Source organism: Nibribacter koreensis (assembly GCF_039541795.1).
Classification (GTDB): Bacteria; Bacteroidota; Bacteroidia; order Cytophagales; family Hymenobacteraceae; genus Nibribacter; species Nibribacter koreensis.
Window position 1 is genome coordinate 330,762 of sequence record NZ_BAABGX010000002.1, and the last position, 14,788, is coordinate 345,549.

Sequence of the window (14,788 nt, forward strand, 5' to 3'; positions counted from 1 at the left end):
TTTGCGTTTAGCCCCATTGGCAGGTTGAAAGTTCCCGTACAGACTTACCGTAGCCTACCCGCAGAAACACTTTATGGGCCAAGACTTCGTATAAAATTACACTGTTGCAGAAAGGCCGTTTTTAGCGTATTTCCCAGAAAACAGGCCAAAAACGAAGCTGATTCTAAGGAAGCAATTCCCTTGTTTTCAGGAAGACAACTTTCCTAGGCCTTTCTGAGTATTTGTACCGACTCTATCAATGCCTTGCGTATGAAATTCGCTCTTGAACTTTTTGGTGGCCTTATGATTATGGCTTCCTTGCTTACCCTGGTTAAAAGCACCTATTGGTGGATTAGGGTATTGGATTTCCCGCGTGTACAAGTTGCCCTTTTCTGCACCCTTGTCCTGGGAGCGTACGGCTATTTTTATGGGTATGAGACCACGGCCGCCAAGCTCTTTGGGGGCCTCTTGATCATTGCCATTGTCAATGAACTTATCCATGTGTACAAATACACGCCGTTTGTGCGCGTGCAGGCGCTCAGGTCAAAGATTAAGGTGCCTAAGAATTCGTTCGGGTTTATGATCTCCAACGTGCGCATGACTAATAAAAAGCATGAGCGTTTCTTAAAATTAGTGAAGGAGACGGACCCAGACATGCTGTTGGTCAATGAACCCAACCAACGCTGGGCCACCGCCATGGAAGAGCTGGATGAGCGCTACCCTTACTCCATCAAGCGGCCGCTGGAAAACACGTATGGCATGATGTTCTTCAGTAAATTTCCGTTGAGCCATGTAGACGTGCGGTACCTGGTAGAAGAAGGCATTCCGTCTTTTTACGCTTTGGTAGAACTGCCCACCGGCAAGAAGTTTGACTTGTTCACCGTACACCCGCAGCCGCCGCACCTCAACAAAGACACAGACACCCGTGAGGCAGAGCTTTTGACCGTTGCCAAGATGGCCAAGGCCTCACCGTGGGCCAGCATTGTGGCCGGTGATTTGAACGATGTGGCCTGGTCTTATTCCACTAACCTCTTCCGGAAGATTAGCGGCCTGCTGGACCCGCGCATTGGCCGCGGCTTCTATAATACCTACAATGCCTTGATCCCTTTCTTCAGGTATTCTTTGGACCATATCTTCTATGACCCGGCGTTTAGATTGATCCGGTTGCAGCGCCTGCCCAAGTTTGGCTCAGACCACTTCCCTATCTTCATCAGGCTCAACTATGAACCTCTGGAAGCCGATGACCATGACGTACCAGTGGCTGACCATGAGGACCATGAAGAAGCGGCAGAACTGATTGAGAACGTCAAGGACATTGTGCCGCCCACCTCGCCGGTCAATGACATTGTGGATTCTTCTAAACAATAGACATATCTCTATATTACAATTTACAGCACCTAAGCACCTCTGCCAAAGAAGTGTCTAAGTAGCTGTGCGCAACCATTTTCTATTCTCCATTTAATCTTCTATTCATTCTTTCTTGATTAAAATTTCATATTAGGTTTTTGAACCATGGTTATTTGTGCTCGTATAGATTTAGCACTTGCCCTGCGTGGATAGAAAAAGGTGTCATTGGTTCATCTCTCTGTTCTTGGGCATGAAATACCATACCTAACTAACCATTCAAAAACTATTTAACAAGGAGAATTAACTATGAAAGACAATCAAAAAGATCAGCAAAGCAGCAACCTAGGATCAACTACTGGCGGTTCTATGGGTAATACAGGTGCAAGCGGCTCTACCGGCAGCGGCATGGGATCAGGTTCATCTTCTTCTGGTATGTCCTCTGGTTCCTCTGGCATGTCAGGCTCCACAGGCAGCATTGGCAGCGGCACGTCAGGCTCAGGATTGAGCGGCAGCACTACCGGCTCTGGCATGTCTGGCAGCACTTCTGGCATGAGCGGTTCTACCGGCTCTTCGTCTAAAAAAGGATCATCTTCAACCTCTTCTAAAGGAACCTCTGGTTCTTCTTCTACCCTTTCTGCGGGTACCTCAGATAAGAAAAGCAGCACCAGCAAATCATCTACCCCCAAGGCCAGTTCCTCTAAGTCTGGCAGCACCAGCAAATCAAGTAAATCATCATCGTCTAAGAGCGGTTCTTCTGCCTCTAACTCTTCTAACATGGGCCAGGACAACGACTCTATGATGGGAGGCAACTCTGATTCTATGCGCAACATGGGCGGCGGACAGTATGGCCAAGGCGGGTACAACCAAGGCGGCTACGGTCAAGGCTCTATGGGCGGCGGCAACTATGGCGGCTCTGGCCAGCAACACGGCGAAAGCTGGGGACAGGGCGGCTCTAACTACGGCCAGGGTGGCTACGGCTCATCACAAGGCGGTGGCAACATGGGCGGAAGCAGCTACGGCCAAGGCGGCTACGGTGGCAACTCAGGTTCAATGGGTGGCAATTACGGTGGGTCTAACCAAGGCGGCTACGGCTCCATGGGCAGCAACCCGTATGGCATGAGCTCACAAGGCGGCTATTCTGGCAACTCTTCCCGTTCAGAGTCTGACCGCGGTGGTTATTCTAACTACGGTGGCTCTGGCTATTACGGCAACCAGATGGGCTATGGCAGCGAAAGCGGCTATGGCATGCATGGCAACCAGGACAGAGGCCAGGGTGGTTACAGCCAAGGTTACAGCAACCAGAACTCAGGCTCTTACGGTGCCATGGGTTCTAGAGGAGGTTCTTACGGCGAAGAGTACGGCTCACGCGGTGGTTCATCTCGTGGAGGCTATGACGGCAACCAAGACTTTGACGGCGGCTCTAGCAACCGCGGCCAAAGCTATGGCGGCTCTAACTACGGCCAAGGCGGCAGCTACGGCGGGTCTGGCCAAGGTGGTTACGGCAGTGGCTCAGGTATGGGATCACGCGGTGGCTACGGCAACACAGACATGGGCTCTAGAGGCGGCTACGGCTCGTCACAGGGCGCTAACCAAGAGTGGCAAGGTTCCCGTGGCTCTAACATGGGCAGCGGCGGCTACGGCGACTCTAGCGGCTACGGGTCTATGAGCGGCGGCATGGGCGGAAGCAACTACGGTGGCAGCTCAGGCCAAGGTGGTTACAGCAGCTACGGCTCACAAGGCGGCGACTTTGGGTCACGCAGTTCACAAGGGGGCTACGGCTCACAAGGTGGTAACTACGGTGGCTCTAGCTACGGTGCCGGCTCAGGCTCACAGGGCGGTAACTACGGCGGTTCTAACAGCGGAAGCTTTGGAGGTTCCAACTACGGTAGCATGGGCAACGACATGGGCTCACGCGGCGGATACGGTTCTTCTAGCCAAGGTGGCCATGGCGGTTCAATGACCGGTGGTGGCTACGGTGACCAAAGCCGTGACTATGGCATGGGCGGCTACGGCCAGGGAGGTTCTTCTCATGGTTCATCTAGCGGCTACGGCTCTATGGGCAGTGGCAATTACGGTGGCCAAAGCGGCAACTCCAACTACGGTGGTGGCGGTTCTAGCTATGACAACTCAGACATGGGCCGCACATCTTATGGTAGCGACGGAGACGACTATTCAGGCGGAAGCAACCGCGGCGGAAGCTCTTCTTCTAGAGGAGGTTCTTCTTCCAACAGAGGAAGATAAGCCGTTGCTTTTAGCTAAGTAAATAAAAAGCCCTGCTGAAATTTCAGCAGGGCTTTTTATTATGTATTCAAGGACTGTCTCTTCGGCATATTTGAATAAAACAGATCGAGCATTGACGGTACAAATTTAGCCAACCAAGGGCAGATACTTCTTACGGTTGTCAAAGAGTATCCAGAGGAGGATAGCCCAAATGACCAAGGCAATAGGCAAGCCGCTTGGCTCCACGAATGCATGCGTCAGCAACACCCCTACCATGACAGGGAATATCACCAAAGCCCCCAGCGCCCTTGTTCTTGGGAATAGAATGAGAAGACCGCCTAGCACTTCCGCTAAGCCAATTAAAGGCATGAGCCACGCTATCTCCGTGATGGCCGTCGTGTCTTTTATTAGTTCGGCGGGTAGGTTGTCTGGCACGGGCATGTAGTTGAAGAATTTGTTCAGGCCACCGTTGATAAGCAACAACCCGAACAGCACGCACAGGACGTTTAAGATTTTCTGTTTCATAGTAGGTAAGGCTTAGTTGTTTTGATAATTGATCATCCAGTTGATGCCGTACTTATCTGTGAAGCCGGCATAATGCGCGCCATAGAACATCTCTTGCAAGGGCATTTCAATCTCACCATCGGCAGACAGCTCCGTGAAAAGCCGGGTGGCTTCCTCCATAGATGCTGGCTCCAGGCTAATGTGCATGTTGTTTCCGGTTGTGAGGGTAAAGCCCATTTCTTTAGGAGCATCCGTTCCCATCAAGACAAAATCCCCTAACAAAGGCAACTCAACATGCAACACCATTTTCTTCACCTCCTCGGCTACTGGTGGTTGGTCTGGAGTAACAGGAATGTCTCCAAACCTTTTGATGCCGTTGATGAACTCTGTCTTGAAAACCGATTTATAAAAGTTAAACGCTTCTTCTGTATTGCCCGGCAAATTGATATAAGCCGTAACCCGTGCGCGGTTGTTGGGCTTGTTTTGTTTGCGCAGATAAAACTGGGTAGCAATGTATTGGTCTAGGTTCTCTAAGCCGGCAGTAAAGCCTTCTTTAAAGCCCATCTGAATGATAGCCTCCAAGTCTTCTAACTTCTCAAACCGCAGGGTGGCGTTCACAATGGTACTATCTCCGTCAGCCGTAAACGTGTTCTCCCATTTCGCTCTGGGATGAGAAGTATTAATCACTGCATGCTCATCACAGAAAGCATCCATCCCAGAAAAATAAGTTTCTGGTTTAATCTCATGGTAGTTAAACAGGCACCAATGCTTTTCTCCTTCGGGACTCTGCATGTAGTAGTGCCACTGACCGCCTTCTGTAAAATTCATGGACTTGGTGACCGCCTGCCAGGGTTTTGGGGCCCACCATTGGTCCAGGATTTCAGACTCTGTCCAGGCGGCCCACACCAGGTCTTTAGGTGCCTGGAAACTGCGTTCCACTTTAATGAGGTTGTTGTCCTTCTCTACCTCAAAATTGAAAAGAATAGCCTTGTTCATTTTTTATTAGTTTTAAGTTTTTTCAAAACATCATCTAACTGGTCAAAACGCTTGGAGAGTAGTTGCTTGAACTGCTCCAGCCAGTGTTCTATCTCTTTCATCTTGGCAGTGTTCAAATGGTAATGAATCTCGCGGCCTTGTTGCTCTTGGGTCAATACCTCACACTCCGTCAGGACTTGGAGGTGTTTGGACACAGCCTGCCGGCTGGTGTTAAAATGCTCGGCCAGGGCGTTGGGGGTCATGGCGGACACGGCCAACAATAAAATGATGGCACGCCGGGTAGGGTCTGCTATGGCTTGAAAAACGTCTCTTCTTGTTTCCATCTCTAATCAATATGCAACCATATGATAGCAAATATAAACGCAACCATTTAGTTGCGCAATAGTTTTCCCATTTTTATTTTCTGTTGGCTTATAAAGTGGTGACTGAGGCTCTTCTCCCTCTGCCAATCACCTCCCCTTAAGAGCGTTTTGCTGGAATAAGCCGATAAAGGACAGACTAAATTTAAAGTGGGCAAAAAGCAAAATCCGTTTTCGGGCTGTTTTAGAGAAAACAGCCCGAAAACGGATTTTGCAAACCAGGTAAACACTGGCTACTACTTTAAAAGCACTCCTTGTAGGCCTGTGCGAACGCCTCAAACGTATGGGGTGGGCGGCCAATGATTTCTTCTACCGTGTTGGTAGTGCCAGAGGCGCAGTTGGCGCGGCAGATGCTGTTCAACTCTAGAAGACTGTCAATCATCCAGGTAGGTAGGCCTTGTTGTTGCATGGCGTTTCTGGCGGCGTCTTCTGGCACGTCTACATAAGAGATGGTTCTGCCGGTGGCTTGTGACAAGATAGCCGCTACCTCCTCGCCCGACAAGGCTTCTGGCCCGGTGAGGGTATAGGCCATACCATCGTGTCCTTCGGGCCGGAGCAGAATCTCAGCTGCCACAGCGCCAATGTCTCGGGCGTCTATGTAGGTCACGCGGCCCTGCCCCAGCGGCAGGTAAAAAGCATTCTCCTGAATAATGGTCTGCGCATGCATGTTCACAAAATTCTGCATGAAAGACGCAGGCCGCAGGTGGGTGTAGTTCAGCTCGGCGGCTTCTAGGTACCGTTCTGCCTCTCGGTGCCATCTGCCCAGTTGGATGCCCGGCTCTGCCTCTGCCCCACTCGCCGACAGTCTGACCACGTGCCGTACGCCAGCTTTCTGGGCAGCGTCAATCAACTGTTTGGCCATGTCTACTTGGTGCTCGTCAAAGGGAGTAATCAAAAAGGCGGTGTCTATGCCTGTAAAAGCCGCCGCCAGGGTGTTGGGCCGGGCAAAGTCAATTTCTACCACCTCTACCCCGGGCAGGCGTTTGAGGTTTTCTCCTTTTACCACCGACCTAATGCCGGCCCGCACGTGCGCGCCCATAGAAGACAGCGCCTTTACAGTTTCATTGCCCACGGTGCCGGTAGCACCGGTTACTAAGATTCTTGGTTCCATAACAATAGATTGAAAGCAGAAGCGCTAAGCAGAAATCTACTTAGCGCCTTGCCTGTTTTATAACATCTTCATTTCTAAATTACGTGACGCCTATTTAGCCTTTAACTGAAAAAGCCGCCCCTTCTCATTGCTAATGAGCATGTCTGTGTTGCTCGTAAAAATCAAGCCTTCGGCCTGACCGGTTTTGTCAATTTTAATCTGGTGTTTGGTGCCTTTGAACACTTGCTCTGGGCTGGTGATGTCAAACAAATACACCCATTCTTCGCCTAGCAAGGCAATGCGCTTACCATCTGGCGAGATGTCTGCCGCCGTAATTTTGGTTTTAATTTCTATGCTGTCTAAAGGAGCCACGTTCTGCTTAGCGCCCGGCTGATTGTTCACTTTATAAAGCTTCACCCAATCGTTGCCCTTGCCTCTGTTTTTAGTAAACAAATAGAACGCGTTGTTGTGCATCAAGAAACCTTCCACGTCAAAGTTAAGGTCTTGCTTGGCCGGCGGAAACTCCGTTTGATCTGCATATTTAAACGGAATGGTGCCTACTACTTTTTTAGCTTTCTCGTCAACTTTTAAAATCTGCAAATCTTCGCGCAGGTTGTCATTGTTGCCCATGTCCCCGATGTACAGAAAACCGTCCTGGCCGCGGGCCACGTCTTCCCAGTCATTGTTGTCGGCGCCTTCTACCACCATGGTTTCTAGCAAGTCACCAGACAGGTTGATTTTATATAGGACCGGCTCGTTGCCCGCATCTGGGTGCGTCCAGAAATTACCATCACCAGAGGCTTCCAGGCCAGAGCTTTCAGGCACGGTTTTCTTGCCCATCTTGCTCACCTCAGTCAGGTCATAACTGGTGTTGACCGTAAAGCCATCCGTAGCCGGATTCTTATCTTTCTTCTTGTCTTCTTGCGCGAAACCGTTTTCTGCCTTCGCTTCTTTTTTAGCGTTGCCAGAATCACAGGCCACTACCACCAATAGGCACAAGCCCACGGTCAATTCAAGAGCTTTGTCTTTTAAGGTCATGTTGTTGGGTACTCAAGTCGTTTAGTTTCTGCCACACCTGTTCAGGCTGGCTCCAGAACTGACGACTGTACACGGTGCCAAATCGCCAGCCTCTTGCGCTTAGCCGGGAGGGCATGTCAGCGTGCGTGGCTTTGGCGGATGGGCGTCTGAAATACAAGTCGTCGTCGGTGAGTAGTACGGCTTGATAGCGCCCCTCGTTTCGGAAAGTAAGGTCTGCGAACGGAAGTTCTGCCTGAACCTCCGTTTTTGGGCTGTTTTGGTCAAAAGAGGCCAAAATTGCCGGGTATAATAATGCGGAGGACGGCACTTGCCCAACCGGCGCTGGCTGAGGCGTGAATCCATTCTCACTGACATGCTTGGCAAAGGCCAGATAATCCCGCAAGAGCTTGGGGCCAGCGTGCTTGACGTTCTCTACCGGGAATTGCTCCGGCCACAGACTGCTCACCACGTACACGCGTTTGATGGCACGCGTGATGGCCACGTTGAGGCGGTTCTCGCCTTTGGCCGCGTTCAAACTCCCAAATTGTGCCCGCACTACGCCGTTCACGTCGGGCGCATACCCAATGGAGAAGATGATGAACTGCCGCTCGTCGCCCTGGATGTTCTCAATGTTTTTGATGATGAGCGCCTCGGGTAGTTGCATGTTCTGCGCCATGGCCTGCTCCTCCAGCAAGTCCTGCACCAGTTGCTGCTGTGGGAAGTTGAAGGTAATGACCCCAATATCGGTCTCGCCCTGGGCTATTAACTCAAACACCAAATCCCGCACGCGCTCTGCTTCTGGCCGGTTGGTCTGGTCTTGCCACAAACCGTCCACTTTCAAGAACTGCAAGGCAGGCTGGGTGCTGTTCATGGCCTCCTGCTTGGGAATGAGTTGTAGTTTATGGCGGTAGAAATGCTGGTTGGAGAATTGAATGAGTTCTGGGTATTGGCTGCGGTAATGCTCGGTGAGCAGGGTCTGCGGCAGATGCAGGGCGCTCAATTGCAACAGGGATTCCACCACCAGTTCTTCGGCCTCGTCTTCCTCGCCGCCAAAGCGCACGCGGTACAAATCAGAAGGTCCTAATTGTTGCTCATCACCCGCAATGACGGCCTGCTTGCCGCGCATCATGGCCGGGATTCCCACTTCGGCGAAACACTGCGAAGCCTCGTCAAAAATCACCAAATCAAACACGCGCGCCAAGGGAAACAGCGCCGACACGGTCTCAGGGGAGGCCAGCCAGCAAGGTAACAGTCGCAACACTTCTTCGCCAAACTGCGCCTGCAGTTTGCGCAATGGGTACAGTTGCCGCTTCTTGCTTACCTGCGTGAGCAACCTACGGTACGTGACCGGGTTGCCAAGGCGGTTGAACTCCATGTTTTTGTAGGTCTGCTCGCGTAGGTTGAGCAAGATAATCTGCCTACTCAGTTCTGCTTTGTGCTGAATGGCTTCTTGCAACTCCACTTCCAAACGTTCCAGTTCGCCGGTGCTTACCATGGTCAATACCGGAAACTTGGCTTCAATGTGCTGAATCCAGGCCAGGTATATGCTGTTCTCCATGGCCCGTAACTGTGCCTCTACCCCTTCTGGCACTGCTTGCCGCAGTTGCGTTAACCAAGCCTTCAACTCAGGAGAAAACGAAGCCAGCAAGGTATCATAAGCCACCAGCCGGTCGAAGTTTTCTGCCAGGCTATGGGAAAGGCGCGTAACCGCCGACGGGTCCACGGCCAGCTGTTCAATTTGGCCTTCGGTGAGCCATTTCTCCCATTCGTTCTGTATAGTTTCCAGCAGTTTGAGTTTTGGCAGTGATTCTGAGAAAACAGCCTGAAAACGCTCGGCTCGCATCTGCAACACCTCTTCTGGCAAAACGTCGTAGGCCACCAGTTGCTGGAGTTGCCCGCGCAGTTCCCAGGCCTTCTGCAAAGCGGTTAATTCTGTATTCGCTTGGGATGAAAACAGCTCCTGCGGAATCTCTAGTGTTGGTTCCTGCGATTGTAGATTCTTCCACTGCGTTTGCAAGGCATCATAGTTATGTAAAGCCGTGCGCATCTGCTCCGTGGCGGTGTCTGCGTGGGTTATTTTCTTTTGCTCCGCGAAGGCTTGTAATTGCTTACGCTCCTGCGCAAACTGCCACTTTATCTTCCCGAAGAACCCTGCCTGCGCCTCATCATGACTCTGTAGCAAGCGCCGCAATTGCTCGGCTTCTATGGCAGACAGTTGCACCGTGGTGGCCTTGGTCTGTTGCTGTAGTTTAGTTACCAGTTGCTCCGCCTCGCGCTGGTTGGTGTTTTTGCCCAAATTCCCGAAAAACAGCCTAAAAACGGTTTTATCCTGTAGGTCATGTTGAAGGATCTGCAAAGCGGAAAGCTCTTGAAGTAAAGCCTGTAAGGCATCCCAAGGCTCGGCTTGGGCGGGAAGTAGCAGTGCTAACGCTTTGGAGTTCTCCTGCACCGCCGCCGGGATTTCCGTTAATAATTGCAGAAGTTTTTGCCGCTCGTTCCAGGTATGGTGTTGGAAACTCCTTCGCTCGTTCCACGGGAAATCTGGCGCTTGCAGGGTCACGGCGTCCTGCAAATAGTGCATCAGACGCGGGCGCTCCTCTTGCCAGGTTTGCGCGGTGAATGGCAGATAGTTGTTCTCCAAGGGCAGTTGCGGCGCGCGCAGGTTACTCCTGAGGTATAATTCCTTCACGCTCCAGCCGCAGACACTGGTGTCAAACAGGGCTTCTTTCAAAGAGTTGAGCCGTTCAGAGATTTGGTTGATGCGGCGGCTCACTTCCAGAAACTGCCGCTCGGCGTGCACGTTGCCCAGCGTTTTATCCTGGCGCTGGTATTCGTCTACTTGCTCTATCTGCTGACGTATTTTATTGAAGACCAAGCCACGGTCCAAGTTCAAATCATGCACCAACGCCGCGAACTTGTCCAAGCCTTGTGTGGACAATCTATGGTACACCACATCCAAAGCCGCGCGTTTCTGACAAACCACCAACACTGTTTTTCCGCGCGCCAAATAATCAGACACCAGATTGCATATAAGCTGAGATTTACCGGTGCCCGGCGGTCCCTGCACCACCACACTCTGCCCCGACTTCACCTGCTTGAGCGCCGCTTCCTGCGAGGCGTCTGCGTCAAAGGCGGTGAATAATTGCTGTTCCAGGGCGGCGATGGCGGGATTCACCTCGGTCTGGGGCAGGAGCAGTTCCTCTAAGGATTCTGCCGGCGGATTTTCCAGTAGCTCCTCGTAATCCGTTAGCTGATAAGAACCGGCCTGCGGGAAGATGCCCAAAACGGCCTCGGGCTGAAGTTTGAGTTGCCCCGGCTTCCAGGTTTTCTCCAGGTCTTCGCGCTTGTAGGTTTTGAAGGCTTGCAGGACGTTGGTGAACAACTCCTGGTTATAGTTGAGGTCTATGTTGCTTTCCTTGAGCGTCTCGTACAGTTTGGTTCTATAGGCTTGGCTGTCCGCGGGAAAATCATCTAGATCCAGTTCCATAAGCGCTTCGTCTACGGGCACGTTGAGGTAATGCGCGTAGGCCAGCAGAAAGCTTTTGTTGAAGAAAGGCGGCTGGTCTTCGGGGCGTACAAGTTGCCATTGGCGCTTCTCATTCACCTGCAATTCCACCGGAAAAAACAGCAAGGGACAGCGCACCAAGGTTCCGTCTGGGAACGCGCCTTCCACGAAGGGCCAGCCCACAAACAACTCCTTCGCGCCGCGCTCTTCCCAAATCATGTGCGCCCGCCGCTGGATGGTCTTCAGTTGCTTATTCAAAGGCGCCAAGGCCGCATCACGCCCATCGGCTACCTCGCACAAGGCAATCTTCTCTTTACCCGCCAACAAGGCCTCCACATACTCAAACGACGGTCCCTTATGCGCATGGTCCAGCGCATGCACATCCAGATGCAGACTCACCGACGGCCTGAGCAACACCAGGGACCGGTTAGAACCGCTTAAGTTAAGCAGGCGGCGTTGGTACTGTTTGAGCAGGTTGGGCAGAGACGTGGCGTGGTTCATAGTAGGTGGCGCAAGTAAGGTGAGTATAAAGAACGGTGCCTGTGGTCAGAATTGCAATGGCCCTAGGGCAACGTCCTTATTGCACCGATAAGTACGGTTGCATTTTCTGAAAGGCCGCCTCGTCAATCAATTTGATTTTGCGCAGGTCCTCCACACTGCCGTAGGCGCCGTGCTGAGTGCGGTAATTGATGATGGCTTTGGCCAGGTTAAAACCAATGTAGGGATGCTGACGAAGCTGGTCAAACGTGGCGGTGTTCAAATTGAGTTTCTGCGGCCCGGCGCCCTGCGCAATGAAGGTGTATTTGCGCACGCTGTCTATCACTGCCGGCGCCAAGCCATACACTTCTGCCACCTGGTTCACCGAATGGAACCCTCCCATCTTGTCCCTGAACTTGACGATGCGCTGCGACAGCTTGCTCCCGATGCCTCTTATCTGTTTGAGTTGAGTGGTATCTGCTGAGTTCAAGTCAAAAGGTTGCAGTTCCCAGCGTTTGCGCGCATACTCCGTTTTTGACCTGTTTTCTGGGAAAGAGCCCGAAAACGTTTCACCTGCTTTTTTAGCATAGCCAGCGCTTTCATCAGGCAAATTAATGTACTGGTACCACAGCTGGAAGAGCGAGTCAGGCAGGCCGTAAATCTTCTGCAGTTGTGCTTTGCTTTTGAAGTCGCCGGCTTTGGCGCGGTAGTTCAGAATGCGCTGCGCGATGTATTTATTCAGTCCCAGTTCCTGCCATTGCGCCACGTTGAGTTGGTTGGGATTGAAGCGGTAGAGTTTGATGGGCTTTTTGTGGTAGCGGTTGGCTCTTTCTGCGGCTACATTGGTGGCTTTGGTATCTAGTTGTACTACCAGACTGTCTAATATCTTTTGGTCAGTGGTGGGGTCATAGGGTTCATCTTCTTGATACAGCAAGAAAGGTGCGGCAATGAAGACCGCCATGGCCAAGATGAGAATGAGAAAACCGTTGAGCTCGCGTTGCGAGAAGTTGAAGTAGTCGCGTATCTGGCGGAGCAAACGGTTGAGCATAGGCCTATTACGGAAAATCTTGGAATTGTTTTCCTCCGCGTTTAGCCCCCAAAGTATGCATAGCTCCCAAGAGTGTCACTTCTTTTTGGTGGCAGGCTTTATTCCAAGATAGCTTTTACTTGCTTCTCTAGGTCTTCTATATTCTCAAACTTTTGTAATTCGAGTTTCTTGCCAGAGCTTTTTAATTCTGCCGTTATTTCAAGTATAAGGTCCAATGGTTCAATTTCATGGCCAAACATATTTTGGTCGAAGTTTGTACCTAATAGCAATCCGTCGTTGTCCATGCCTACACACCAATTTTCCAAAAACTCTGAAAGAGGTATCTCTGTTGGCGTATAGTTTTTCCATCCATCTTTGGAACATGCTCTTGCCAATGCTTTTTCTGACCAAAAACAAATCATTGAAATTGGGTTCTTGTTTTCATCTTCGTAATTATTTGAACTTGACGTAGCAAACCCGTCCTCGCTCTCAAGCCCAATTACGGTTTCCATTTCACAAATCTTCTTAATGAACCGCTCGTGTCTTTGTCTGACAACTATTGAATCCTGTATCATTTTCATTTTTTTAAGATTTCTGCTGATTTTGCCCTAAAAGTAAAAGACCTTACAAGTTCTAAACACTCGTAAGGTCTATACGCTATAGTCGTTTTTGCCTTGTTTTCATAAAATAAGCCAAAAACGATTTCTAAAAACTCATACAATGATTCTATTGAATCTGACCCGCCACAATGGCAATGCTTTCTTTGAAGGAATGCGGTTTGTAGCCGAGTTGGGTCTTGGCTTTGGTGATGTCAAAACCTGTGCGCGGCGGACGTTTGGCTGGTTGCGCAAAGAGCGTGCCGTCCACTTCTTCAATCAAGCTCTTGTCAAGGTTGAAATAATCGGCTACTTGCAGGGCCATTTGGTGGGGCGTGAGCAGTTCTTCGCCGGAGATGTTGAAGATGCCCTGCGCGTCATACTTGGCGGCCAGCCAACAGCCCTGTGCTAAATCCTCAGCTAGGGTGGGCGTGCGCAGTTGGTCGTTGACTACCTTAATCTGCTTGCCTTGCTCCAGACTTCCTTTCACCCATAGCACAATGTTGGAACGGCCGTAGTCATGCACAATGCCAAATACCAGCACCGTGCGCAGAATGGCCCATTTGCAAGCGGCTTGCTTGACCAGTTCCTCAGCGGCCAGTTTGCTCTCGCCGTAGAAATTGACTGGACTGCCTTCGGCTTCCTCAGTGTAAGGACCATTTTCGCCGTCAAAGATAAAGTCCGTGGAGACGTGGATGAGGTGCACGCCGTGGCGCTCGCTGGCCTTCACTAGGTTCTCCACTGCCTCCACGTTTTGCTTCCAGCACTCGTCGCGCTGACTTTCGCAGTCATCTACGTTGGTCATGGCCGCGGTGTGGATGATGTGCGTGGGCTGAGTTTCGGCAATGACTTCTTCCACCTGCTCGGCGTTGGTCACGTCCATGGCCACAAATGCTACCTGCGGGTAAATTTCTGCCAGCTTGTTCTGCCCCCTGGAAGAAGCGATAATCTTCACCGATGCTTCTGTGTGCAACAGGTCTACCAGTTTCTGGCCTAAGAGCCCGTTAGAGCCGGTAATGAGAATGGTTTTCATAGTAGGTGGTTATTCGTAACGGTAGCCGTAGAGCTTAGTGATTTGTTTCTTCTTCATCTTCTTGGCCGTCACCGTCATTTTAATGTCAGCCGTAGGTCTATCGCGGAAGTCTTTCCCTTGGTCGGCAATCTTGTTGATGACAGACAATCCGTCAATCACCTGTCCGTACACGGTGTATTCATTGTCTAAAAAGGGAACACCTTCTTGGTTCTCCACCAGGTAAAACTGCGAGCCGCTGGATTCTTTCTTGGGGTTCATATTGTCGCCTAGACGTGCGGCGGCCAAAGCGCCGTAGATGTGCTTGTGGTGCGGCAGAATCTCGGCGGGGATGGTGTAGCCCGGGTTGCCGGCGCCGTCATCATTGGGGTCTTCGTTCTTGGTATTCGGGTCGCCGCCCTGAATCATGAACTCCTTGATGATGCGATGAAACGTGGTCCCGTCATAGTACTTGTCCTTCACCAGCTTCAGGAAGTTGTCGCGGTGCTTGGGCGTGTCTTCAAACAGCACCAAACGCATGGTGCCTTGTGGGGTGGTGATGGTGATGAGGTAGTCTTTCTTGCTTTTTTTCTGGGCCTGCGTCTGCACAGCAAGGAGCAGGCAAAGGCTAAAAAGGAGAACGAGTTTCTTCAACATATTCT

General features: G+C 51.2%; 12 protein-coding genes. 2 read left to right on the forward strand and 10 right to left on the reverse strand.

Annotation, left to right across the window (positions count from 1 at the left end):
* Positions 1-249 precede the first annotated feature (249 nt).
* Both ABD880_RS08625 and ABD880_RS08630 read left to right on the forward strand, forming a co-directional pair.
* Entirely contained in the window at positions 250-1,347 is a 1,098-nt protein-coding gene (locus ABD880_RS08625; RefSeq protein WP_345164675.1) for an endonuclease/exonuclease/phosphatase family protein, read from the forward strand.
* Positions 1,348-1,632: 285 nt separating this feature from the next.
* Complete coding sequence (locus tag ABD880_RS08630; protein WP_345164677.1) at positions 1,633-3,567, forward strand: hypothetical protein; 1,935 nt, start codon at positions 1,633-1,635, stop codon at positions 3,565-3,567.
* 126 nt (positions 3,568-3,693) lie between these two features.
* Here ABD880_RS08630 and ABD880_RS08635 read toward each other — a convergent pair whose 3' ends face one another.
* From ABD880_RS08635 to ABD880_RS08680, 10 genes are all read right to left on the reverse strand, one after another.
* Positions 3,694-4,071: a DoxX family protein gene (locus ABD880_RS08635; RefSeq protein ID WP_345164679.1), complete on the reverse strand. Its 378-nt coding sequence runs from the start codon at positions 4,069-4,071 to the stop codon at positions 3,694-3,696.
* Positions 4,072-4,083: 12 nt separating this feature from the next.
* On the reverse strand, positions 4,084-5,046 hold the full coding sequence (locus ABD880_RS08640; RefSeq protein ID WP_345164680.1) for an SRPBCC domain-containing protein: 963 nt from the start codon (positions 5,044-5,046) through the stop codon (positions 4,084-4,086).
* Positions 5,043-5,369 (reverse strand): ArsR/SmtB family transcription factor, encoded by a 327-nt coding sequence (locus tag ABD880_RS08645; protein WP_345164682.1) that lies wholly within the window; start codon positions 5,367-5,369, stop codon positions 5,043-5,045. The genes ABD880_RS08640 and ABD880_RS08645 overlap by 4 nt, the downstream gene beginning before the upstream one ends.
* Before the next feature lie 277 nt (positions 5,370-5,646).
* Positions 5,647-6,516, reverse strand: coding sequence for an SDR family oxidoreductase (locus ABD880_RS08650; protein WP_345164684.1), 870 nt, complete (start codon positions 6,514-6,516; stop codon positions 5,647-5,649).
* A gap of 90 nt (positions 6,517-6,606) precedes the next feature.
* Positions 6,607-7,533, reverse strand: coding sequence for a hypothetical protein (locus tag ABD880_RS08655; RefSeq protein ID WP_345164686.1), 927 nt, complete (start codon positions 7,531-7,533; stop codon positions 6,607-6,609).
* Entirely contained in the window at positions 7,508-11,518 is a 4,011-nt protein-coding gene (locus tag ABD880_RS08660) for an AAA domain-containing protein (RefSeq protein ID WP_345164688.1), read from the reverse strand. Before ABD880_RS08660 ends, ABD880_RS08655 begins: the two co-directional genes overlap by 26 nt.
* A 76-nt stretch (positions 11,519-11,594) precedes the next feature.
* Positions 11,595-12,542: a ComEA family DNA-binding protein gene (locus ABD880_RS08665; RefSeq protein ID WP_345164690.1), complete on the reverse strand. Its 948-nt coding sequence runs from the start codon at positions 12,540-12,542 to the stop codon at positions 11,595-11,597.
* Between the two features lie 98 nt (positions 12,543-12,640).
* Positions 12,641-13,102 carry a DUF2750 domain-containing protein gene (locus ABD880_RS08670; RefSeq protein ID WP_345164692.1) on the reverse strand — a complete coding sequence of 154 codons (462 nt, stop codon included), beginning with the start codon at positions 13,100-13,102 and terminating at the stop codon, positions 12,641-12,643.
* Between the two features lie 145 nt (positions 13,103-13,247).
* Entirely contained in the window at positions 13,248-14,150 is a 903-nt protein-coding gene (locus ABD880_RS08675; protein WP_345164694.1) for an SDR family oxidoreductase, read from the reverse strand.
* Positions 14,151-14,159: 9 nt separating this feature from the next.
* Positions 14,160-14,783 carry a peptidylprolyl isomerase gene (locus tag ABD880_RS08680; protein WP_345164696.1) on the reverse strand — a complete coding sequence of 208 codons (624 nt, stop codon included), beginning with the start codon at positions 14,781-14,783 and terminating at the stop codon, positions 14,160-14,162.
* Positions 14,784-14,788: the final 5 nt, after the last annotated feature.

Coding starts and splice junctions, on each gene's coding strand:
- ABD880_RS08625 (WP_345164675.1), top strand. CDS start 250: ATGAAATTCGCTCTTGAACTTTTTGGTGGCCTTATGATTATGGCTTCC.
- ABD880_RS08630 (WP_345164677.1), top strand. CDS start 1,633: ATGAAAGACAATCAAAAAGATCAGCAAAGCAGCAACCTAGGATCAACT.
- ABD880_RS08635 (WP_345164679.1), bottom strand. CDS start 4,071: ATGAAACAGAAAATCTTAAACGTCCTGTGCGTGCTGTTCGGGTTGTTG.
- ABD880_RS08640 (WP_345164680.1), bottom strand. CDS start 5,046: ATGAACAAGGCTATTCTTTTCAATTTTGAGGTAGAGAAGGACAACAAC.
- ABD880_RS08645 (WP_345164682.1), bottom strand. CDS start 5,369: ATGGAAACAAGAAGAGACGTTTTTCAAGCCATAGCAGACCCTACCCGG.
- ABD880_RS08650 (WP_345164684.1), bottom strand. CDS start 6,516: ATGGAACCAAGAATCTTAGTAACCGGTGCTACCGGCACCGTGGGCAAT.
- ABD880_RS08655 (WP_345164686.1), bottom strand. CDS start 7,533: ATGACCTTAAAAGACAAAGCTCTTGAATTGACCGTGGGCTTGTGCCTA.
- ABD880_RS08660 (WP_345164688.1), bottom strand. CDS start 11,518: ATGAACCACGCCACGTCTCTGCCCAACCTGCTCAAACAGTACCAACGC.
- ABD880_RS08665 (WP_345164690.1), bottom strand. CDS start 12,542: ATGCTCAACCGTTTGCTCCGCCAGATACGCGACTACTTCAACTTCTCG.
- ABD880_RS08670 (WP_345164692.1), bottom strand. CDS start 13,102: ATGAAAATGATACAGGATTCAATAGTTGTCAGACAAAGACACGAGCGG.
- ABD880_RS08675 (WP_345164694.1), bottom strand. CDS start 14,150: ATGAAAACCATTCTCATTACCGGCTCTAACGGGCTCTTAGGCCAGAAA.
- ABD880_RS08680 (WP_345164696.1), bottom strand. CDS start 14,783: ATGTTGAAGAAACTCGTTCTCCTTTTTAGCCTTTGCCTGCTCCTTGCT.